General features: G+C 46.5%; 22 protein-coding genes. 16 read left to right on the forward strand and 6 right to left on the reverse strand.

From position 1 onward, the window contains the following. Positions 1 to 92 precede the first annotated feature (92 nt). On the reverse strand, positions 93 to 1,115 hold the full coding sequence (gene ftsY / locus AQUSIP_RS01660; protein WP_114835451.1) for a signal recognition particle-docking protein FtsY: 1,023 nt from the start codon (positions 1,113 to 1,115) through the stop codon (positions 93 to 95). Positions 1,116 to 1,302: 187 nt separating this feature from the next. On the opposite strand from ftsY, the gene rsmD reads away from it, so the two are divergent. From rsmD to gspF, 7 genes are all read left to right on the forward strand, one after another. Continuing rightward, positions 1,303 to 1,872, forward strand: coding sequence for a 16S rRNA (guanine(966)-N(2))-methyltransferase RsmD (gene rsmD / locus AQUSIP_RS01665; protein ID WP_114835450.1), 570 nt, complete (start codon positions 1,303 to 1,305; stop codon positions 1,870 to 1,872). Further along, positions 1,865 to 2,941 carry a tryptophan--tRNA ligase gene (gene trpS / locus AQUSIP_RS01670; protein ID WP_114835449.1) on the forward strand — a complete coding sequence of 359 codons (1,077 nt, stop codon included), beginning with the start codon at positions 1,865 to 1,867 and terminating at the stop codon, positions 2,939 to 2,941. The genes rsmD and trpS overlap by 8 nt, the downstream gene beginning before the upstream one ends. Beyond that, positions 2,941 to 3,066, forward strand: coding sequence for a hypothetical protein (locus tag AQUSIP_RS12540; RefSeq protein WP_267896362.1), 126 nt, complete (start codon positions 2,941 to 2,943; stop codon positions 3,064 to 3,066). The genes trpS and AQUSIP_RS12540 overlap by 1 nt, the downstream gene beginning before the upstream one ends. A 203-nt stretch (positions 3,067 to 3,269) precedes the next feature. Further along, positions 3,270 to 3,563: a hypothetical protein gene (locus tag AQUSIP_RS01675; protein ID WP_114835448.1), complete on the forward strand. Its 294-nt coding sequence runs from the start codon at positions 3,270 to 3,272 to the stop codon at positions 3,561 to 3,563. Between the two features lie 217 nt (positions 3,564 to 3,780). Next, positions 3,781 to 5,853: a type II secretion system secretin GspD gene (gene gspD / locus AQUSIP_RS01680; RefSeq protein WP_114835447.1), complete on the forward strand. Its 2,073-nt coding sequence runs from the start codon at positions 3,781 to 3,783 to the stop codon at positions 5,851 to 5,853. 79 nt (positions 5,854 to 5,932) lie between these two features. Continuing rightward, positions 5,933 to 7,399, forward strand: coding sequence for a type II secretion system ATPase GspE (gene gspE, locus AQUSIP_RS01685; RefSeq protein ID WP_114835446.1), 1,467 nt, complete (start codon positions 5,933 to 5,935; stop codon positions 7,397 to 7,399). A 1-nt stretch (position 7,400) separates the two neighbouring features. Continuing rightward, on the forward strand, positions 7,401 to 8,633 hold the full coding sequence (gene gspF / locus AQUSIP_RS01690) for a type II secretion system inner membrane protein GspF (RefSeq protein ID WP_114835445.1): 1,233 nt from the start codon (positions 7,401 to 7,403) through the stop codon (positions 8,631 to 8,633). 253 nt (positions 8,634 to 8,886) lie between these two features. Here the strand turns inward: gspF and yhbY are convergent, their stop codons facing one another. From yhbY to AQUSIP_RS01705, 3 genes are all read right to left on the reverse strand, one after another. Beyond that, entirely contained in the window at positions 8,887 to 9,162 is a 276-nt protein-coding gene (gene yhbY / locus AQUSIP_RS01695) for a ribosome assembly RNA-binding protein YhbY (RefSeq protein WP_114835444.1), read from the reverse strand. 100 nt (positions 9,163 to 9,262) lie between these two features. Then, positions 9,263 to 10,042, reverse strand: a complete 780-nt coding sequence (locus AQUSIP_RS01700) for a hypothetical protein (RefSeq protein WP_114835443.1) — start codon at positions 10,040 to 10,042, stop codon at positions 9,263 to 9,265. 22 nt (positions 10,043 to 10,064) lie between these two features. Further along, positions 10,065 to 10,682 (reverse strand): hypothetical protein, encoded by a 618-nt coding sequence (locus AQUSIP_RS01705; protein WP_114835442.1) that lies wholly within the window; start codon positions 10,680 to 10,682, stop codon positions 10,065 to 10,067. Between the two features lie 185 nt (positions 10,683 to 10,867). Between AQUSIP_RS01705 and gspG the strand changes: the two genes are divergently transcribed. The 8 genes from gspG to gspM all read left to right on the forward strand — a co-directional run bounded on the left by gspG (position 10,868) and on the right by gspM (position 17,536). After that, positions 10,868 to 11,317: a type II secretion system major pseudopilin GspG gene (gene gspG, locus AQUSIP_RS01710; RefSeq protein WP_114835441.1), complete on the forward strand. Its 450-nt coding sequence runs from the start codon at positions 10,868 to 10,870 to the stop codon at positions 11,315 to 11,317. After that, the gene (gene gspH, locus AQUSIP_RS01715; protein ID WP_114835440.1) at positions 11,314 to 11,847 is read left to right on the forward strand and encodes a type II secretion system minor pseudopilin GspH; all 534 of its coding nucleotides are present in this window, start codon (positions 11,314 to 11,316) and stop codon (positions 11,845 to 11,847) included. Before gspG ends, gspH begins: the two co-directional genes overlap by 4 nt. 342 nt (positions 11,848 to 12,189) lie before the next feature. Continuing rightward, entirely contained in the window at positions 12,190 to 13,275 is a 1,086-nt protein-coding gene (locus AQUSIP_RS01720; RefSeq protein WP_197737807.1) for an IS110 family RNA-guided transposase, read from the forward strand. Positions 13,276 to 13,768: 493 nt separating this feature from the next. After that, positions 13,769 to 14,266, forward strand: a complete 498-nt coding sequence (gene gspI, locus AQUSIP_RS01725; RefSeq protein WP_114835381.1) for a type II secretion system minor pseudopilin GspI — start codon at positions 13,769 to 13,771, stop codon at positions 14,264 to 14,266. Further along, positions 14,253 to 14,897, forward strand: a complete 645-nt coding sequence (gspJ, locus tag AQUSIP_RS01730; protein ID WP_170131886.1) for a type II secretion system minor pseudopilin GspJ — start codon at positions 14,253 to 14,255, stop codon at positions 14,895 to 14,897. Before gspI ends, gspJ begins: the two co-directional genes overlap by 14 nt. Beyond that, positions 14,845 to 15,813 (forward strand): type II secretion system minor pseudopilin GspK, encoded by a 969-nt coding sequence (gene gspK, locus AQUSIP_RS01735; RefSeq protein ID WP_114835379.1) that lies wholly within the window; start codon positions 14,845 to 14,847, stop codon positions 15,811 to 15,813. The genes gspJ and gspK overlap by 53 nt, the downstream gene beginning before the upstream one ends. Then, positions 15,807 to 17,021: a type II secretion system protein GspL gene (gene gspL, locus AQUSIP_RS01740; RefSeq protein WP_114835378.1), complete on the forward strand. Its 1,215-nt coding sequence runs from the start codon at positions 15,807 to 15,809 to the stop codon at positions 17,019 to 17,021. Before gspK ends, gspL begins: the two co-directional genes overlap by 7 nt. Positions 17,022 to 17,029: 8 nt before the next feature. Beyond that, positions 17,030 to 17,536, forward strand: coding sequence for a type II secretion system protein GspM (gene gspM / locus AQUSIP_RS01745; protein WP_114835377.1), 507 nt, complete (start codon positions 17,030 to 17,032; stop codon positions 17,534 to 17,536). Positions 17,537 to 17,545: 9 nt separating this feature from the next. Here gspM and AQUSIP_RS01750 read toward each other — a convergent pair whose 3' ends face one another. Beyond that, positions 17,546 to 17,932, reverse strand: coding sequence for a sel1 repeat family protein (locus AQUSIP_RS01750; protein ID WP_232058615.1), 387 nt, complete (start codon positions 17,930 to 17,932; stop codon positions 17,546 to 17,548). Then, entirely contained in the window at positions 17,932 to 18,435 is a 504-nt protein-coding gene (locus tag AQUSIP_RS01755; protein ID WP_170131885.1) for a type II secretion system protein N, read from the reverse strand. The genes AQUSIP_RS01750 and AQUSIP_RS01755 overlap by 1 nt, the downstream gene beginning before the upstream one ends. A gap of 69 nt (positions 18,436 to 18,504) precedes the next feature. Here AQUSIP_RS01755 and AQUSIP_RS01760 point away from each other — a divergent pair, with 69 nt between their 5' ends. Next, entirely contained in the window at positions 18,505 to 18,966 is a 462-nt protein-coding gene (locus AQUSIP_RS01760; protein ID WP_114835375.1) for a PH domain-containing protein, read from the forward strand. Positions 18,967 to 19,095 lie beyond the last annotated feature (129 nt).

Here is a 19,095-nt window from a genome sequence, read left to right on the forward strand (position 1 = left end):
TTTCTTATTTTCAATCTTTTCAAAAAGTTAAAATTCGCTTATCCATAACTGAGGTTATTTTACTCATTTTTAGGGCTTTTTATCAATCTGTCTTAAGTGTAGTCGGCAAACAGGGCGTCCACAAATTCTTCCGCCTTAAATGGCCGCAGATCCTGGATTTTTTCACCTATCCCAATGAATCGAATAGGGATTTTTGTCTGCTGCGCAATGGCAAAAATGATGCCGCCCTTGGCTGTTCCATCCAGCTTGGTGAGCGCAATACCGGTTACGCCGACGGCTTCATTAAACTGTTTGACCTGATTCAATGCATTTTGACCCAGTGTGGCATCCAGAACGATGAGGGTTTCATGCGGGGCTGTGGGGTCGATTTTTCCCAGTACACGTTTTACTTTTTGCAGCTCTGCCATAAGGTTGGACTGCGTATGCAGGCGTCCCGCTGTATCTGCAATCAGGATCTGCATGCCGCGGGCTTTAGCGGCTTCCATGGCGTCATAAATCACAGCTGCTGTATCTGCGCCCGGTTGCTGTGCAATCACCGGAATCTGGTTGCGTTCCCCCCACGCTGCCAGCTGCTCAATGGCTGCGGCGCGGAAAGTGTCACCTGCCGCCAGCATGACTGTTTTTCTATCCTGTTTGAAAAGATGTGCCAGTTTGCCAATGGTGGTGGTTTTGCCTGAGCCGTTGATACCGACTACCAGAATGACATAGGGTTTAATTTCATTTGATAGAGGTAAAGGCGCCTCACAGGGCTGCAATATTTTTTTCATTTCGTTTTTCAGGCACTGAAAGGCAGCCTCAGCATCGCTTAACTCATTGCGCGCAAGCTTTTGTGTCAGTGTCTTGATGAGCTGATCGGTTGTCTCAACACCTACGTCGGCAGTCAGTAGCTGCATTTCAATTTCGCTGAATAATTCGGCATTTAATTCCTTTTTTCCCAGGAATAAATTCGCCATGCCTGCCGCCAGATTGGCCCGCGTTTTGGTGAGCCCCTGTTTTAACCGTACGAATAATCCCGGCTTTGTGTTGTCCGCTTCTTCCTGTGCAGTATCAGTTGTTTCTGCTGGTTTAGGCTCGGGTGTTTCTGGCGTTTTTTTTCTTTTCAAAAAATCGAACATTTTTACTGTCCTTACACGGATAAATAGAGCAGTTATAAATTAAAACTTAAATCCATTGCAGCAAGCTGCAAGACCTTGGCAATACCAATATTATTATTTTAATTTTCTTTCTTTGTTGTAAGTGTTACTTTCGTATCCAAAAAGAAGCTTATGGTAGCATACAACCCTCATGAAACAGGACTGAAAAATGCAGCAGGGGCAGGTACGTATTATCGCAGGCAAGTGGCGCGGGCGGAAACTGCAAGTGCCGGATATCAAAGACTTGCGACCTACGCCCGATCGCGTGCGGGAGACACTTTTTAACTGGCTTGCACCCATGATCGCGGGCGCACATTGTCTGGATGTATTTGCGGGTAGCGGTGCGCTGGGCTTTGAGGCGTTATCGCGCGGCGCTGCACATGTGGTCATGGTGGACCAGGCGAGAGTTGTGGTAGAGCTGCTAAAAGCAGAGCTGGTTCAATTCGGCGCTAATAATGCTGAGGTCTATCAAGCGAAAGTACCAGAGCAATTGCAAAAGCCCCGACATCCTTTCGATATTGTCTTTCTTGACCCACCTTATCAGAGCAACTTGCTGTTGCCTTGTTGTCACTACCTGGAGGGGCAGGGATTTTTAGCAGATTCCGCATATCTCTATCTGGAAGCAAGTGAGGTAATCAAGGATAATGAGCTTCCTAAAAACTGGCGCTTAATCAAAACCAGACAGGCGGGACAAGTCGCCTATCATTTAGCACAAAGAGAAAAAGCACACCATGACTGAAACAATACAGCAAAAGCAGCGATTGCTAACGGGCGATACGCCAACCGGGCGTTTGCATTTGGGACACTGGGTAGGGTCGCTCGAAAACCGCGTGCAAATGCAGAATGATTATGACTGTTATTTTCTTATCGCGAATGTTCATGCTTTTACAACCCGTATGGACCGTCCTGCTGAAATTCATCAGAGTGTGATGGATATTGCGATTGATTACCTGGCGGCAGGTATTGATCCTGATCGCAGCACTATTTTTCTGCAGTCTGAAATTCCCGCTATCGCCGAGATGACTTTTTTCTTCAGCATGCTTATTCCCTATCCTCGATTAATGCGTAACCCTACCATTAAAGATGAGATACGCGACAAGGGGCTCGGGGAAAACTATCCTTTTGGTTTTTTACTTTATCCAGTAGGCCAAGTGGCGGATATTCTGGTATTCCGGCCGCAAGTAGTACCCGTTGGCGAAGACCAGATTCCGCATCTTGAGATGACACGCGAGGTCGCCCGCCGGTTTAACCAGCTTTATTGTCATGTAGACCCGCATACTGAAGATGCGGATTATATCAAAAAAGGCGGTTTATTCCCGGTCATCGAACCTGTGCTGGGACGTTCCAAACGGCTGGTAGGAATAGGCCCGCCAGGCTTGGATGGTAACCTGTTGAAAATGTCCAAATCCCTTAATAATGCCATTTTTCTAAGTGATGATCCGGATACGATCAAAAAGAAAGTCATGTCCATGTATACTGATCCCAATCGGCTAAAGGCTACCGATAAGGGCCGGGTAGAAAATAATCCTCTCTGGATTTTCCATGAGACATTTAATCCGGATAAAACCTGGGTGGCGGAAGCAGAAGCGCGATACCGCGAAGGAACCATTGGTGATGTGGAATGCAAACGGCGGTTAATCGATGTGCTGGTTGCTTTTATTGAGCCGATGCGCGAACGCAGACTTCAGTATGAAAAGGATCTTCATTATGTGAAAAACGTTTTGCGCGAGGGCACTGCAAAAGCAAATCAGGTGGCCAACCAAACGTTGATGATGGCAAAAGAAGCAATGAACCAGAGGTATTTTTAATGAACGATAAAAACGAAACGCAAGGCCGCCGCAGCGGGCGGTTGACGGTGCTTGAGCTAATGGCTGTGATCTCGGTGCTAGGAATTCTGTTAACCTGGGTGGTGCATCATTTTCTGACATCGTAGATTGATGCCGCAAATAAGTGTAGTAAAATTACGCCTGGCATTAACGTTTAACTCTTTGCACCTATATTAAATTGCGATAAGATATGAATTTTAATGTGGGTTTATATAACCCTTGGCCGGGCGTCACTCGTTTTAATCCGAGCGAAAGCAGGTAAATGATTCAATAAAAATGGGCGTTAAATTTTTAAAAGGAAAAATCGACTATGCGTAAAAATCTTCTCATTGCCACTCTCGTTGGGTTATCCATTATTGGTATGACCGCTTGTTCCCGAAGTGAAGAAAGCAAACCAGCTGATGAAACCACCACCAACCAGACTTCGGCGATGACAACGGAGCAGCCAAGCGCAACTGAAACACAGGCTCCAGCACAAACAGCAGACAGCACCCAAGGGACAACAACCCAGGCAGATACCACAACCACCACACAGCCTGCTGATCAGTCAACCGCCACTGACTCAACCACGCAACAGTCCACTGATACCACAACGACTCAATAAGCGTGTTACCTTCCAAGCCATAGGCTGCTTAAAGCAGTCTATGGTTATTTTCACATTTTAGCCTGTTCTCCCGTACACCGACGTAGTTTATCAATACCCTTCCCAGTTTCCCTCACGCTAACTTTGCCTCATATACCTCATTGATGAGTACAGATATGCCAGAATTTTATGGTATTGTAGGCGATGTTTTTGTAAGAATCCGGGTCTAAAAAACGATATGAAATTTTCCCAATTTATTATGCGGCTGGTGTTAGTGCTTGCTGCTGGATTGTCTATTACAATCGCAAGTTTTGCAGAAAAAGGTTCAACCGTCGTGGTTTCTGCTCCACCGACTGAAGTGAATGCTGTTCAAGCGCAGCCTGCACCGGCCATACAACGGCCCGCCAGCCGCTTATGGAATTTGCAGGATGCTGATATCCTGAGTGTTATTAACGAGGTTTCCCAGGAAACAGGCAAGAATTTTGTAGTGGATCCTCGCGTTAGCGGCAAAGTCACCCTGATTTCAAGCAAGCCTTTACGCCAAGGGGAAGTCTATCAAGTATTTCTTTCAGTATTGGGGCTGCTGGGTTATTCCGCTATCCCTAACGGGAATGTCATTAAGATTGTCCCAAACATGGAAAGCGGCGAACAGGCGGTGAAGGTAGCGACCAACCGTTCGCCAGGCAGGGGAGAGGAAGTCGTGGTTCGCGTTATCAGGTTAGAAAATGTTTCTGCGACCCAGCTCATTCCTGTTCTGCGTCCCTTGCTGCCCCAATGGAGCAATATTTCTGCTTATACACCCGGCAATGTCCTGATTTTACTCGGTCGCGCTTCTAATCTGGAACGTATTGTTACCATCATTCAGGACGTGGATAAGGCTGCCAATAGCGGCATTCAAATTATTCCGTTACGTCATGCCTCGGCTACCCAGGTAGCCACTGTGCTTAACAATTTGCAGGCTGCTTCCCGTGCGGCAGGCGAGACTCCCGGGGTTTCCATCGCTGTGGACGAGCGCAGTAACAGTATTTTACTCGGCGGCCCTAAAGCAGCAAGATTGCGCATTCGTGTGCTGATTTCGCAGCTGGATGCGCCTGCCGCTACACCGGCAGGCAATACGGAAGTGGTCTATCTGCGTTATCTGCAAGCCAAAACATTTGCGCCGCTACTGGGCAAAATTGCCATGAATATTTTGGGCAAGGATGGCGGCGGTTCGCAAATGGATATGAGTAGCGGCCCATCTGCACCTGTCTCTGCTGGTACTAGTGGGTCAGCCCCAGCAGCCGCTGCTAAGGAAGCGCCTACTAATACAACGAATATTCAGGCCGAGCCTAATACCAATGCGCTAATTATCACCGCCCCGCCCGCCCTGATGCAGGCTTTGAAAAATGTCATTGCCAAGCTTGATATACGCCCTGCACAAGTTATGGTAGAAGCGATTATCGCTGAAATTGATGAAAGCAATTTAATGAGTCTGGGTATTCAGTGGGGAAGCGTGAATGCAAGTGGTGATGTGCAGACGGTTGTGACAAACACGCCGACTTCTTTCCCCAACTTTGGCGCCGGCGTCGTAGGGATTATGCCCAGTGTGCAAATTCAGGCTATTTTGAGCTTGCTGCGTAATCAGAATGGCGTGAATATTCTTTCTACGCCTTCCATCATGGTGCTGGATAATCAGAAAGCAACCATCGAAATTGGACAGATGGTTCCAACACAAACAGGTCAATATGTTACTCCAACAGGTACCGGAGATAATGGTTCGCCGCTACCCTTTACAACGAACGACTATAAAAACGTGACGCTGAAATTGGATGTGACGCCGCAAATCAACTTGGGCAATTCTGTGCGGCTCAAATTGAATTTAAAAAATGATACCCTCCAAAACCCGCAAAATCCGGGCCTGACGCCGATCATTAACACCAGCAAGATTTCTAATGCGGTGATCATCAATAGTAACGATGTCTTGGTTGTGGGGGGATTAATCAGTAATTCTAATAATGAGAATGTTAATAAGGTGCCGATTCTAAGCAGTGTACCTATTGTGGGATCCCTGTTTGTGCAAAAAAGCACGAGCCAGCAGAAAAAAAATCTGGTGGCGTTTATCAAGCCAATCATTATCCAGAACAGTGATGAAGCCATGGCGTTGACATATACAAAATATAACGCCATACGCAGCACGCAAGGCAATTTCCGTGATGATCTGGCTGAAATTGGCGATGAACCCGTGCCTACGAAGCTTCCACCGTGGAAAAATACAAAAGATCTGCCCAAACCCTTTGAGACCAAAGAACAATGTCCATCAGACAAGTGCTAATATTTAAAATTAATTTGGATCTCGCTCTACGCGGCATGAAACTGCGGGAGATGATAAGAAAAGAGGTGGCTGAGGCGCCATGAATCCATTGCGATTTGCTTATGCTAAGCGTTATGGTGTGCTTGTTACCAGCATGGATAACCAGATAGCGAAAGTAATTTATCATCGCAAGCCATCGCTTGCCGTGCTGACGGAAATCCGCAGGCGTTTGCAAATGCCGCTTGAATTGGAACTGGTCAGTGACGAATTATTTAATGAGTCCCTGGTGAAAATCTATGAAACGGATTCAACTACCGCTATGCAAATGGCGGAAGATTTGGGCGAGTCACTGAATCTGTCTGAACTTATGCATGAACTGCCCAAGGCAGAAGATTTACTGGAAAAGCAAGATGATGCGCCCATTATTCGCCTCCTCAATGCCTTATTAAGTGAAGCCATCAAAGAAGGCGCGTCAGATGTGCATATCGAAACCTTTGAAGACCATGTCACTATCCGTTTTCGCGTGGACGGGATTTTGCGTGAGGTGCTTGAACCGCCGCGTATTCTCGCGCCCCTCATCATTTCACGCATCAAGGTCATGGCGAGACTCGATATTGCTGAAAAACGTCTACCTCAGGATGGCCGAATTACACTGCGTATAGGCGGCCGCGCTGTGGATGTGCGCGTGTCCACCATGCCGACCAATCATGGCGAGCGCGCAGTGCTCCGCTTGCTGGATAAGCAAAGCGCGCGGCTTGATCTTGCTGAATTGGGGATGGAAGCGAATACGCTTAACCTGCTACGCACCCTGATTACCAAACCGCATGGTATTCTGCTTGTTACCGGTCCCACGGGTTCAGGTAAAACCACAACGCTGTATGCGGGTCTCACCGTGTTAAATGACAAAAAACGAAATATTCTGACGGTTGAAGATCCTATTGAATATGATCTGGCCGGCATTGGCCAGACGCAGGTGAATACGAAAACTAATATGACGTTTGCCAAGGGGCTGCGCGCCATTTTGCGGCAGGACCCGGATGTGGTGATGGTCGGTGAAATCCGTGACCTGGAAACAGCGCAAATTGCCATTCAGGCGAGTTTGACGGGACATTTGGTGCTTTCCACACTGCATACTAATAGTGCGATTGGTGCGATTACCCGGCTGGATGATATGGGCGTAGAGCCTTTTTTACTGGCCTCGAGCCTCGCGGGTGTGCTGGCGCAGCGATTGATTCGCCTGCTGTGTGAACACTGTAAAAAGCCCATGTTGGCAACCCCCTCCGAATGCGAGCTATTGGGCGTAGCAGAAACTGCGTCACCGGTTATCTATCATCCTGCAGGTTGTTCGCTTTGCCGGCATACGGGGTACTCAGGACGCAGCGGTGTGTATGAGCTGATTGCTATTGATGATGCGCTGCGAACCATGATTCATGACCGTGCGCCCGAGCAGCAGATGCGCAAGCATGCGCGCATGTCTTTTTCCAGCTTGCGTCGTGATGGCTACCGGCGTGTCCTGATGGGCGATACTTCGCTCGAAGAAGTACTGCGTGTGACGAGCGAGGATTAATATGCCAGCTTATCACTTCATCGCAGTCAATCAGGGTGGACAGGAACAGAAGGGAGTGCTCGAGGCAGAAAGCGAGAAGCATGCGCGTCAGTTATTACGCGACAAATCCCTCATACCTGTTAAGGTGCGGGCCGCTCAAGAGAAAAAAGGGTTACGTAAAGAAAGTCAATTCACAGCTTTATTTTCGCGCCAGCGTCGTTTGAGCAGCAAGGAACTTGCGCTAATTACGCGGCAGTTTGCGACGCTGCTTTCAGCCGGTTTACCAATTGAAGAAGCCTTGCAGGCGGTTTCAGAGCAAACGGAAAAATCGCATGTGAAAGGCCTGGTTCTTTCGGTACGCAGCAAAATTGTGGAAGGTCATGCGCTGGCGTCGGCTTTGCGTGAACACCCGGAAAGTTTTTCGGCGCTCTTCTGTGCTACGATTGCAGCCGGTGAAAAATCGGGCCATTTAGATAAAGTGTTATTGCGTCTCGCGGATTATACTGAGCAGCAATGGCATATGCGGCAAAAATTAAAAACGGCCCTGATTTATCCAGCCATGATCGTGCTGGTTGCCATGGGTATTGTAGGCTTTTTGCTGGAATACGTGGTGCCCAAGATGATTGCTGTCTATGGCCGCTTGAATCAGGCACTGCCGACTTTAACCACAGTTTTAATCAGTATCAGCCAGTTTGTTGGAAATTATGGACTCTATTTCTTGCTCTTGATAATCGCGGGTATTTTTTTCTGGCGGCGCGCATTAAAAAAGAATGCGCTTCTGCGTGAAAAAACACATCAGTTTTTACTGCGTCTTCCGCTAATAGGCTATGCGATTAAGACAGCAGACACGGCCCGTTTTGCGCGCACGCTCTCTATTCTTTCCGCAGCGGGTGTGTCTGTGCTGGAAGCGATGCGCATTTCAGCGCAGCTTATTACGACGATTCCCATTCGAAACGCCGTGGAAGAAGCGGTTGACCGTGTGCGTGAAGGAGCGGCTATTCATCTAGCGCTTAAACAAACAGGTTATTTCTCACCCATGAGTGTGCATATGATTTCAAGCGGCGAAGCGAGCGGGCAGCTGGAAGGCATGCTGGAGCGCGTGGCACAAAATCAGGAAGATGAGATTACACGCTTGATTGAAGTAGGACTCGCCCTGTTTGAACCTGCTATTATTCTGATCATGGGCGCGATCGTTTTGTTTATTGTCCTCGCGGTGCTATTGCCTATTTTCCAGCTGAATGAGTTTACTGGGTAAAAATAGTTTGCATCTTTCCTACGAATTGCCAGAACTATTTTTTTGGTCCAAAAAATTTATTTAGCTCTTCTTAATATTTTGCCGGTATGCGAACCTTTACCGAAACTGCTCGAAACTATTCCTTCATTTTCGCTTTTCTATGCATGAAAAAATATAAACCGTTCGCCCTGAGACGGCCGCGTAGCGGCCGTCTCAGGGCGAACGGTTTATATTCTTGAACCATTTACGGCATTTCATGCTGCTGTTCTTTAGACTATTCCTTTTCCCGCTGGCGATAAACGACACCAATATTGCCGATGACCTGGACCAGTTCAGCTTTCAACGCCGCACATAACTGGGCAAATAATGCTTTGCGCAGCTCACGGTCCTGCACGGCAATACGAACTTTTATTAGCTCATGATCATGAAGCGCGCGATCTGCTTCTTTTTCCACTGCTTCGGTTAGGCCATTATTGCCAATTAATACGATGGGTTTTAATTTATGCGCACGCGCTTTTAATTGCTGTTTCTGTTTTGGTGGAAGAGACACGTTAATTTTTCCTTACAGTTGAATGGCAGGCATTATAAGGATTGTAAAAATAAAACACAACGGAGATTTTTATGGAGATAATGAAGCCTGCGTTGAAGCGTTATTCAATAATATCAATATTCATGCCGCCGAATACATGCTCTACCGTTTCATCCGCCGCATCAGCGAGTGTATAGCCTGTCTCACCAAACCAACGCCGGATGGCAACCAATTCACGGCTACGGAGGAAAATATAAAACCCGAGAAAGATCACATCTGGGTCTTGCTGTTCGGTGCTTTCGTGAAAACCATAACGTTCAGCATAGGGCAGGCGTTTTTTGGACTCGGATTGCGTGTATTCAGAAAGAATAGTAAAAGCTTCCTGTGCGGTCGCGGCATGTTCTACTTTTTCCTGCACCACTTCGTAATCGTGAATGCGTTGCTGGATAATTTTCTCCAGTTCATCTTCCTTAAATAGTTCGGAAAAACCATGCGGTAAGCGCTCATCCAGGCCAAAAACTTTATTGAGAAAGTCAGCATGATCAACTTTAGCCACATCCGCGGAAATAGCACGATAGAAAAAAGGAACGGCCAAACAAGCGCGCTTGAAGGAAGGAAGATTAAAATAGAGCTTATCTTCCCGCAGCGTGATCGTTCCTAAACGAACTGGATGCTGGGGATTTTTTTTGAAGGAATCCAGGGATTCAAAATGCAAATTATCGCATTCGTCTTTCCAGAACCAATTCCAGGAGGTACCGTTGGGATTACGTTCGCAACATTTCAACTGATTTAATGCAGCTACCAATTTATCTTTTTGGTAAAGGTCGTAAGTCAGACGGATAGGTTGATAAGCCTCTCCTGTTTCGACAGTAAGGAAAGGCTTTTGCAACCGTTCAAACATGGGGAACTCCTATTTGCGAAAATTAAAGTTTGAAGCGTCTTGCTTCATCAACTTTTTGCTCAACTTTTTCAACTTGTTTATTAACCGCCCTAATCTCGTCTTTCAGTTTCTTGTTTTCTTGTAGAATAGGGGTGATGCGTTGATCAAAGTAAGATTGTATTTGCTTAGGATCAGATAAGACAGGATCACTTCCGATTAATGTAGCATGTTTTAAGCGTTCTGCCTGGTTCTTTACTAATATGGAATTAAGACTATTCAGCTCACCAGTGATGCGTTGCAGTTCCTCGGCTGACATTTTAGCAAGCGGGCCATTCTTGCTTATTTCCCCATGTAGCGCAGCAATTCTTTCCTGTATGCGACTAATTTCATGGTTTTGCTTTTCAAGCTCGCGGTTTGTTTCTTCTAAAGCGTCTGAAATATTACGCGGCGTTACCTCATCTGCTTTTCTTCCGCTTAGTTGCGCGTGTTCCAAATGCGTTTTTAAAATTTCCTTATTCTGCTTGTAATAATAAGCAGCGATACGCTCCATTGCCTGTTGGATTTTTTCTGACATTTCTTTTAGCTGCTGCGAGAGCTCCGCTGTCGTATTCAAAATGGCCTGACGGATGTCTTGCGCAATATTTTCATCTTTTCTTTGCATTTGGAGACTCCTCACTTTTGCCTCTATCTTTATTTTATTAATTATAAATGCTTTTGCTTAGGAATGACTTAAATTTTTATTTTAAACCACATCAAATCCCCATGATTCTGTTTACATTTTAGACATATTTTGTTAAATTTTTCAATTCATTAATACCACCGTTTATTTTATTCCCAGGATCAAATATGAGAACTGCTTTCCAATCAAAGAATTATAGAAAAGCTGCCGGTTTTACCCTGATTGAAGTCATGGTTGTTGTCGTTATTTTAGGCATCCTGGCGGCAATTATTGTCCCCAAAATCATGAGTCGTCCCGAGCAGGCGAGGATGGTGAAGGTCAAACAGGATATTCTAGCGATCCAAAGCGCACTCGACCTTTATAAACTGGATAACGGGACTTACCCCAGCACAGATCAGGGCTTGCAGGCGCTGGTGACCAAACCGACGGTTCCGCCCGTCCCGCGCAACTGGAAGTCTGAAGGCTATTTGCAGGATGTGCCGATGGATCCCTGGGGCCAGGCTTACCAATATCTGAACGAGAGTGAAAAAATTAAAATTTTCAGTTACGGGTCTAAAGGCAAGGATGGCAACAGCGAAGTCGGTAACTGGAATATCAATGAGGCAGAGGCGGGTTGAGGCAGCTAACGCGATCGGGCAGATCCGCGCGGGGGTTCACGCTCATTGAACTCCTGGTCGTCATCTTTATTATCAGTATTGTGACGAGCGTTGCATTGCTTTCGATCAGCCATAATAGCAACAAGCAGCTCGAGTCGTTTGCGAAGGAATTGACACAAATGGTCACCCTCGCTGAGGAGCAGGCGATGCTTTCGCCTAATGTATTGGGTTTGGCATTTGAGCAGCGTACTTTTTACTTTGCCAGTCTCCAGCCTGCGGTGAATAACAAAAAAAAGACTTGGATACGGTTGCAGGATAGCCTTTTTGGCAAGCGCGTCATTCCAGATCCTATCCAGGTGGATGTGGTCGTAGACGGTGTGCGGATCGGACTTTCGGATTCAGCGGAGAATAAAAAAAATCCACAAATCGTGATATCAACCAATGGTGATATTACGCCTTTTAAAATATACATTGGAAAACGGGGTGACAAACCGCGTTATGTGGTAACCGGCGATGCGGATGGGACGGTGGTTAGTAAGGCTTTGTCGTAGTGATATATATTCATGTGGTTTGGGCATGCTGTGTTGTTTTCATTTTGGGTTTTAGAACCAATTTCTGTTATTCAGCATTAGCTATTATCACTCCACATCAGCCCTGTCGCTGCATCAGCCCTGTCGCTGCATCAGCCCTGTCACCTCGCATCAGTTCTGTCACCCCGCACTTGTTGCGGGGTCTGGTATATAAAAATAATGTCTTTTTTATTTTTTGATACCGGATCCCGCAACAAGTGCGGGATGACAGGGCGGGGCAGTGCGAGTTGCTATGCTGTATTAAGAAAGACCCCACCAGTTAAAATAGTTTGCGACCAACAAACTAAACAACGGAGGGGTCTCATGAAACAGTACGATTATACAGGGAAAGAGGTATACGTTGGTATAGATGTTCATAAAAAGACCTATTCTTGCGTTATTATTTGCGAAGGAGAAGTAGTGAAACGAGATACAATGCCAGCCAAAGCTGAGATATTGGTAAGTTATCTAAAAAATACGTTTTCTGGAGCGGTCATCAAAACTGCTTACGAAGCTGGATTTTCTGGATTTCATCTGCATCGCTATTTGGTCTCCCATGGAATAAATAACATAGTGGTCCATCCTGGTTCTATTGAAGTAGCCTCCCGAGATCGGGTCAAGACAGATAAACGCGATGCATTAAAAATAGCCCTACAATTATCTGCTGGGCGATTGCATGGGATCTTTGTGCCAAGCCAAGAGCGAGAAGAGAAACGTAGCATGACGCGATTACGGACAAATATATTGAAACTACGGCATCAAGTTGGTCAGCAATTTAAAGGACTATTATTTACTCAAGGATTAATAGAAGTAGAAGATGATACGGTGATTTGTCCAAGATGGTTATCTCAAAAGTTAAGTGAAGTGGAACAGGGGAATTATTCAAACGATTTTTGTTATAGCGTTCATCAATATGCTGAGCAATGGATGCAATTGACGAAACGAATGAAAGAAATAGAAGCAAGGCTTGAAATTCAGGCAAATGATGAAAAAAGTCTGCAAATGATTTATGAAAGCGTCCCAGGGATTGGCCCAATTCATGCAAGACAATTAGCCAATGAGCTGGGTAATATGATTCAGTTTAAAAATGAAAAACAGTTATTTAGTTTTACAGGACTAACGCCGAGTGAGCATTCATCGGGTGAGCATACTCGACAGGGTCATATTACACGACAAGGAAATTCAGTATTACGCAGAATTTTTATAGAAGCAGCATGGATAGCCATTACAAAAGACCCGAGCCTGAAAGAAATATTTAATCGTCTCTCGAATAATCGAGGAAAAAAGCGTGCAATCGTTGGTGTTGCACGACGATTAGCAGGCCGTATTCGATCTTGTGTATTAACAGGAGCATTATATGAAATAAAACCAACTCAAGAAGCTTGTTCGCTTCAGGAAAAGGTTGCCTGACCTCGTTCAGTCATCCTGTGAGTCTGTAATTTTTAGGGACCACGTTCGCGAGTTTGGGGCAGGCATTATAAGACCGAATGAACAACTTGTGCGCGTTTTTACGGAAACGACCACGAATAGCAGATTGGCCTACAAGGTCTAGTGATAGGATCGGTATAAGAGCTGGCTTCTGAGTTGGTTTTAAATTGAAAAATAAGTGCTTTTATTAGCAGGAGATGCCGCTATGCGCAAACTTGAAAATACACATAGCGGATGACAGGGCGGGGCAGTGCGGGATGACAGGGCGGGGCAGTGCGGGATGACAGGGCGGGGCAGTGCGGGATGACAGGGCGGGGCAGTGCGGGATGACAGGGCGGGGCAGTGCGGGATGACAGGGCGGGGCAGTGCGGGATGACAGGGCGGGGCAGTGCGGGATGACAGGGCGGGCAGTGCCGGGATGACAGGGCGGGCAGTGCCGGGATGACAGAGCAAAGTGAGCGCGGGGAAATAGAGTGTGCGTTATATAGAGGCCAAATTTAATGATCCAGACTATTTAAAACAGTTTGCCCCCATGGTGTATAAAACAAGATCTTCATTTATGAACAAGAAAAACCCGCGTGCAAGTTCAGTCATGATGACAAAAATGACAGGTCTCACGCTGATTGAAGTCTTGATAGCGCTCGCGATCGTGGCGATTGCGCTGACAGCTGTGATCAAAGCGGCTTCACAGAATATTCGCTCAACTGCCTATTTGCAGCATAAAACCATCGCCATGTGGGTGGGCCGGCAAGTGTTGAATGAAATCCGGGTAGGTGCACTGAAATTACCGGAAGAGGGTGATAAAACCGAGCAGGCGACGACCATGCTTGGGCAAAACTGGCGTTGGCAGGCAGAGCAGAAGCCGACGCCCAACAACCGGATTAAAAAAATCGAAGTCAATGTTTTTGCCGGCGACAAAGCGGAGGGATCGCCACTGATAAGCCTTGAGAGTTATGTTTATGAAGATGCGTAGATACCACGCTTGCAAGCAACGTGGTTTCACGCTGCTTGAAATACTTATCGCTCTGTTTATTTTCACTATTCTTTCATTGATATTGGCTAATGCGTTGCACAACGTCATCACTATTCAGTCCGGGACGGAGCGAAACGCAGAACGCTTGCGCGAGTTGCAAATGGTGTTGCTGGTGATGTCACGCGATGTCGAACAGGCAGTCAACAGGCCCATCGTCAATGCATCGGGGAAAGAAGAAGCGGCTTTCATTGGCACACCGCACAGTTTTACTTTTACCCATACGGGGTTTGCGAATCCTACCGGGGAATTACTGCGCAGTAATTTACAGCGTACTCGCTATGACTGGAATAGAGGCAGTTTGCGCCGGGGGGTATGGCCGTCGCTCGATGCGGCGCCGGATGCGAAACCTCATGCACGTACATTATTGAACAATGTGGAAGCGGCACGCTTTGAGTATCTCGATCAAAATGGCCGGCCCCATGCAGGTTGGCCGGTGCAGGGCCAAACCAGCCAGCCTTTACCACGGGCGGTTCGAATTTCTTTGACTATTTCACAATGGGGAAAATTGAGTCAGCTTTATGTTATTTCAGCCGAGCCAAGCAAAACCATTTCATTGCCGCCTAAGCCCTAAACATCAACAGGGTGTTGTGATCGTTGTGGCGCTTTTTATCGTAGCACTGGTTGCGACAATGGCCTATGGCATGATGACCCGTCTGGAGCGGGACACGCGGCGCACCAGTCTCATCCTGCGCGATACACAAGCTGAATTTTATGCGCAGGGATCTATTATCTGGGCGCTTGATCAGCTGCGTTCAAACTGGGAAAAGCAAAAGCCCAATCAAGTGGTGGACCCATTACCCATCCGCTCGCCTGTCATCGATGTCAACGGCTATAAAATCACGAGCACCATTTATGATATGCAAGGGCGTTTTAATCTCAATAATTTGGTGAATACGGATGCGCAAGCGGATTTTAAACGTCTGCTCCAGACGGTGGATCCGAAGCTCAGTGAAGAAAAAAGACAGCAGATTGTGAAAGGGATTGTAGACTGGATTACGCCAGGCCAACAGCATAACGAGTTTAACCAATTCTATCTTGAACTGGCTGCCCCCTATCGTGCAGCGCATCGGCCTTTCTTTTCGATCAGCGAATTGCGGCTCGTGAAAGGTGTGACGCCGGCATTATTTAATGCCTTGCAGCCTTATATTACAGCTTTGCCCGTTGCCACGCTGGTGAATATTCAAACCGCACCGGCACCTGTGCTGATGACCTTAAGCCCTACGTTGACGCTGGATACGGCTAGAGCGATCGAGCAAGTGCGTGCGCGCACACCTATCGTGACAGCCCAGCAGTTTATTGAGCTGGATATTGTAAAAAACCACCATATCGCGGCGGACAAGATAACAGTCAAGAGCGGTTATTTTCTGATTGAGACTACGGTTGCGATAGAGAAGCAGCAGGCTCTGCTTTATACTCTGGTAGAGCGCACAGCGAAAGACAACAAAGCTAAAATGACCCTCTTATGGCAGAGTAAAGGCGAATGGTAAAGCAGGAAAAACTCATCATTTATTTACATTCCACCGAGGCAGAACAACCCAGCTGGGCGGTGGTTGATGCGGACGGCATGGTCAGACAAAGTGCCAGCCGTGATAATGCATCCGGCCTTGCGGAAATTGCAGAAGACAAAGAAGTGATCGTCATCGTGCCCGCTGAAAAAGTCTTACTGACCGCCGTCAAACTGCCCAAAATGAACCGTTCCCGTCTCCTGCAGGCGGTGCCTTATGCGCTGGAAGATGAATTGATTGATGAAGTAGATGCCCTGCATTTTGCCATAGATGAATATCATGCAGACCGGGATTTGCCTGTTGCAGTAGTAGCGCATGAACACATGCAGCAATGGTTGAATGTGCTGCAATCATTTGGTATTCAGGCAGACAGTATCATGCCGGCCATGTTCGCGCTGCCTTATGAAGCTGAAGCATGGCACGTTGCCATCAGCGAGCTGGTAGTCGTGCGCACAGGTTTGTTTCAGGGTTTTGCGGGCGATAAACAGAACCTCGCAACGTTGCTCGATGCAGCGCTGATGTCATCATTGCAAATGCCCGCGCAGATTCATCTTCATAATTATACCAATCACGCTTTCAGCGGCGTATTAGAGATACCGGCAAAAATCCAGGAAGATTTTTTAAAAGAAAGCGACTGGATAAAAGATTTCGCGCGTCATGCGGCTAAAAATGCGGGTAGTATTAATCTGCTGCAGGGCCCTTATGCGGTAAAAAAATTCCGGTTGCCGCAGATGAACAAGCTTTGGAAAATAACGGCGGGATTGGCGATCACCTGGGTATTTTTATTATTTTTCTATCCCACACTTTCTTATTTTATTTTGAAACACCGCATGAACGCGATTGAGGATCAGGTTGCAGAGATTTACAAGCGCAACTTCCCCCAGGCGAGCAGTATTGTGGCACCCAAATTGCGCATGCAAGAAAAGCTGCAAAATCTGAACGCAGATAGGGGTGCAAGCCGTCTTTTACTGTTGCTGGGCTATGTAGGCAAGGGAATGGCTGAAACGCCCAATATCAAACTCAGCCGTTTTGATTTTCAAAGTAACCAGCTTAGTCTGGAGTTAACGGCTGCAACATCCGATGATTTTTCCGCTTTTACAGATTATTTAACCCAACAGGGATTGAGCGTCAAACAGCAGAATGCAAATCTTGTGGGTTCGCGCATTAATGCGACGCTATTAATTGAGTGAGATGCCGTATGAAAGAGTGGCTTGTAAAATTGAAAGAAGCATGGGCGAATCTCGCGATGCGCGAGAAACGTATGGTAACGGCAGGAGGCGCCTTTCTCGGTATTTTTATTGTTTATCAGTGGATATGGACGCCGCTTTTGAATCATGTCGCTACGCTGCGGAATCGTATTGCAGCCAATCAGAAAACACTGGTCTGGATGCAATCGGCAGATAAAGCGATACAAAAAATGGAAGGCCGGACCAATATAAAAGCAAAGCGCACTTCACCCGTTGGGTTGTTGAGTCTGTTGCAAAAACAGATTAATCACGCGGGGCTTGAACAGCAATTGATACAATTAAAACAAACCACGAATGACTCTGTTGAAATGCACTTTCAGAAAGTGGAATTTGACAAATTAATAAAACTGCTGATGACAGTTGTTAAGGAACAAAGTGTGTTTATTTCACAAATGTCTGTGACAGCAGAAAACACGCCGGGCTTAGTGAATGCCGATATTATTTTAAAGCTGGCTTGATCTGATTTGTTATTTATCAAGCCATCGATTTCGAGGATTAACAAGCTTATTGTCTGTTCTTTCTATCAACGCCAGCGCCTGGACGGCAGGTGCAAACCCCTGATTGGCGGAACGCTTTATCCAGAAATAACCTACATCCGTATCTTGCGCGACACCGTAGCCATAGTAATACATATAACCTACTGCATATTGCGCTTCAGCGATGCCATCGCAGGCAAGCGGTAATAATTCGTGCATGGCACGCTTGTAATAGCCTTCTTCAAAATAACGTTTGCCCTGCTCCAGATAGGATTTTTGGGCAAGGGTCATTGTATTGGGCGGACGAGTGGTAGCACAAGCCAGGAGAAAAAAGGATAAAACACAGATTAATACGAATCTGATGATTGAATTTAACATTACAAACGCTCCTCAGACTGTCTCGTTTTGAATTGTAATTTTTCTCGTGGCAGGGGCAATTTTTCCAACTGACTGTCATTTTCCAGTATAACAGCGTCAGGCGTTATCTCATAAATTTTAACCCCATAGGGTAAGGTATCGCCGACCTGATAAATTTTGCTTGGTTGACCAGCGATGGAAATATAAGCTTTGGAAGCATTGCCATTTTGTTCTGTCGTTACTTTCACAATGCCCGTGACGCGCAACTGCAAATTGGTAATGGGGACCTCACCCGAGCCGGTAAAGGATTTGCCAAAGAGATGCTGGTCGGGAATAGCTGCAATCATGCGGGTAGTTGCATCTGCGCTCGTCAGGGTAGGGGCGGGTGGCGGCGCCTGATGAGTCAATTCCCAATCACCATACCATTGTGTGATTGAATAAACAAAAGTGAAGCCTAAAAGCACAGCCAACGCTGCGCAGAGACCCAGCGTAAGCCGCTGTTGAGTAGGGAAATTGATTATCATATTGCTTACGTTCATTGATGATTTTGCTTATTATAACTAAATCACAGGGATAAGTATGGAGATTCATTCATGAGTTATATTGACCGCAATTTGTTGCCCGATGAACGAATCTTGTTCCGCACTAAAAAGCACATCATTATTTTTTTCTTGCCCGCTGTCTGGACGCTGTTTTCTTTCTACGCCACCTATTATATGCGGTCAAACCCAATTCTGATCAGGCTCGACTGGGTTCCGTGGCTGCTGGCCCTTTTGTTTTGGGGGTATGTCGGGCTGGAATATTTCTTTTCCGAATTTGCCGTCACTAACAAACGTGTCATGATGCGCGAAGGTTTTTTTTATCGCCATACGAATGAAACACGTCTTGCTACTATTTCCCAGATTAACGTTGGCCAAAGCCTGATAGGCCAGCTGCTAAACTATGGAAGCATCTATATTAATGCCTTCGGCGCCTATGACGCGTTTTCGATGATAGCACAGCCTTTTATTTTTCAGAAATACGTTAATGAGCAGTTAGACAAGATTACGCAATAGCGACGGCGTTTTTTTGTCATTCCCACGTAGGCGTATTACTGTCCGGTAATGCACGCAGGCGGGAATGACACGCTTCTTCTTGTTTCGCAGCCCCCACAATAAAAAAATACCGTCCCAGGCAATTTTTCT

It is taken from the genome of Aquicella lusitana, assembly GCF_902459475.1.
Classification (GTDB): domain Bacteria; phylum Pseudomonadota; class Gammaproteobacteria; order DSM-16500; family DSM-16500; genus Aquicella; species Aquicella lusitana.

Excerpts from the sequence above, each read along its gene's own strand:
- AQUSIP_RS12540 (WP_267896362.1), top strand. The coding sequence starts at position 2,941 with ATGAACGATAAAAACGAAACGCAAGGCCGCCGCAGCGGGCGGTTGACG.
- AQUSIP_RS01760 (WP_114835375.1), top strand. The coding sequence starts at position 18,505 with ATGAGTTATATTGACCGCAATTTGTTGCCCGATGAACGAATCTTGTTC.
- AQUSIP_RS01675 (WP_114835448.1), top strand. The coding sequence starts at position 3,270 with ATGCGTAAAAATCTTCTCATTGCCACTCTCGTTGGGTTATCCATTATT.
- ftsY (WP_114835451.1), bottom strand. The coding sequence starts at position 1,115 with ATGTTCGATTTTTTGAAAAGAAAAAAAACGCCAGAAACACCCGAGCCT.
- rsmD (WP_114835450.1), top strand. The coding sequence starts at position 1,303 with ATGCAGCAGGGGCAGGTACGTATTATCGCAGGCAAGTGGCGCGGGCGG.
- gspF (WP_114835445.1), top strand. The coding sequence starts at position 7,401 with ATGCCAGCTTATCACTTCATCGCAGTCAATCAGGGTGGACAGGAACAG.
- gspE (WP_114835446.1), top strand. The coding sequence starts at position 5,933 with ATGAATCCATTGCGATTTGCTTATGCTAAGCGTTATGGTGTGCTTGTT.
- gspG (WP_114835441.1), top strand. The coding sequence starts at position 10,868 with ATGAGAACTGCTTTCCAATCAAAGAATTATAGAAAAGCTGCCGGTTTT.
- gspL (WP_114835378.1), top strand. The coding sequence starts at position 15,807 with ATGGTAAAGCAGGAAAAACTCATCATTTATTTACATTCCACCGAGGCA.
- AQUSIP_RS01755 (WP_170131885.1), bottom strand. The coding sequence starts at position 18,435 with ATGATAATCAATTTCCCTACTCAACAGCGGCTTACGCTGGGTCTCTGC.
- AQUSIP_RS01720 (WP_197737807.1), top strand. The coding sequence starts at position 12,190 with ATGAAACAGTACGATTATACAGGGAAAGAGGTATACGTTGGTATAGAT.
- gspJ (WP_170131886.1), top strand. The coding sequence starts at position 14,253 with ATGAAGATGCGTAGATACCACGCTTGCAAGCAACGTGGTTTCACGCTG.
- AQUSIP_RS01700 (WP_114835443.1), bottom strand. The coding sequence starts at position 10,042 with ATGTTTGAACGGTTGCAAAAGCCTTTCCTTACTGTCGAAACAGGAGAG.
- gspM (WP_114835377.1), top strand. The coding sequence starts at position 17,030 with ATGAAAGAGTGGCTTGTAAAATTGAAAGAAGCATGGGCGAATCTCGCG.
- AQUSIP_RS01750 (WP_232058615.1), bottom strand. The coding sequence starts at position 17,932 with ATGTTAAATTCAATCATCAGATTCGTATTAATCTGTGTTTTATCCTTT.
- AQUSIP_RS01705 (WP_114835442.1), bottom strand. The coding sequence starts at position 10,682 with ATGCAAAGAAAAGATGAAAATATTGCGCAAGACATCCGTCAGGCCATT.
- trpS (WP_114835449.1), top strand. The coding sequence starts at position 1,865 with ATGACTGAAACAATACAGCAAAAGCAGCGATTGCTAACGGGCGATACG.
- gspK (WP_114835379.1), top strand. The coding sequence starts at position 14,845 with ATGTTATTTCAGCCGAGCCAAGCAAAACCATTTCATTGCCGCCTAAGC.
- gspD (WP_114835447.1), top strand. The coding sequence starts at position 3,781 with ATGAAATTTTCCCAATTTATTATGCGGCTGGTGTTAGTGCTTGCTGCT.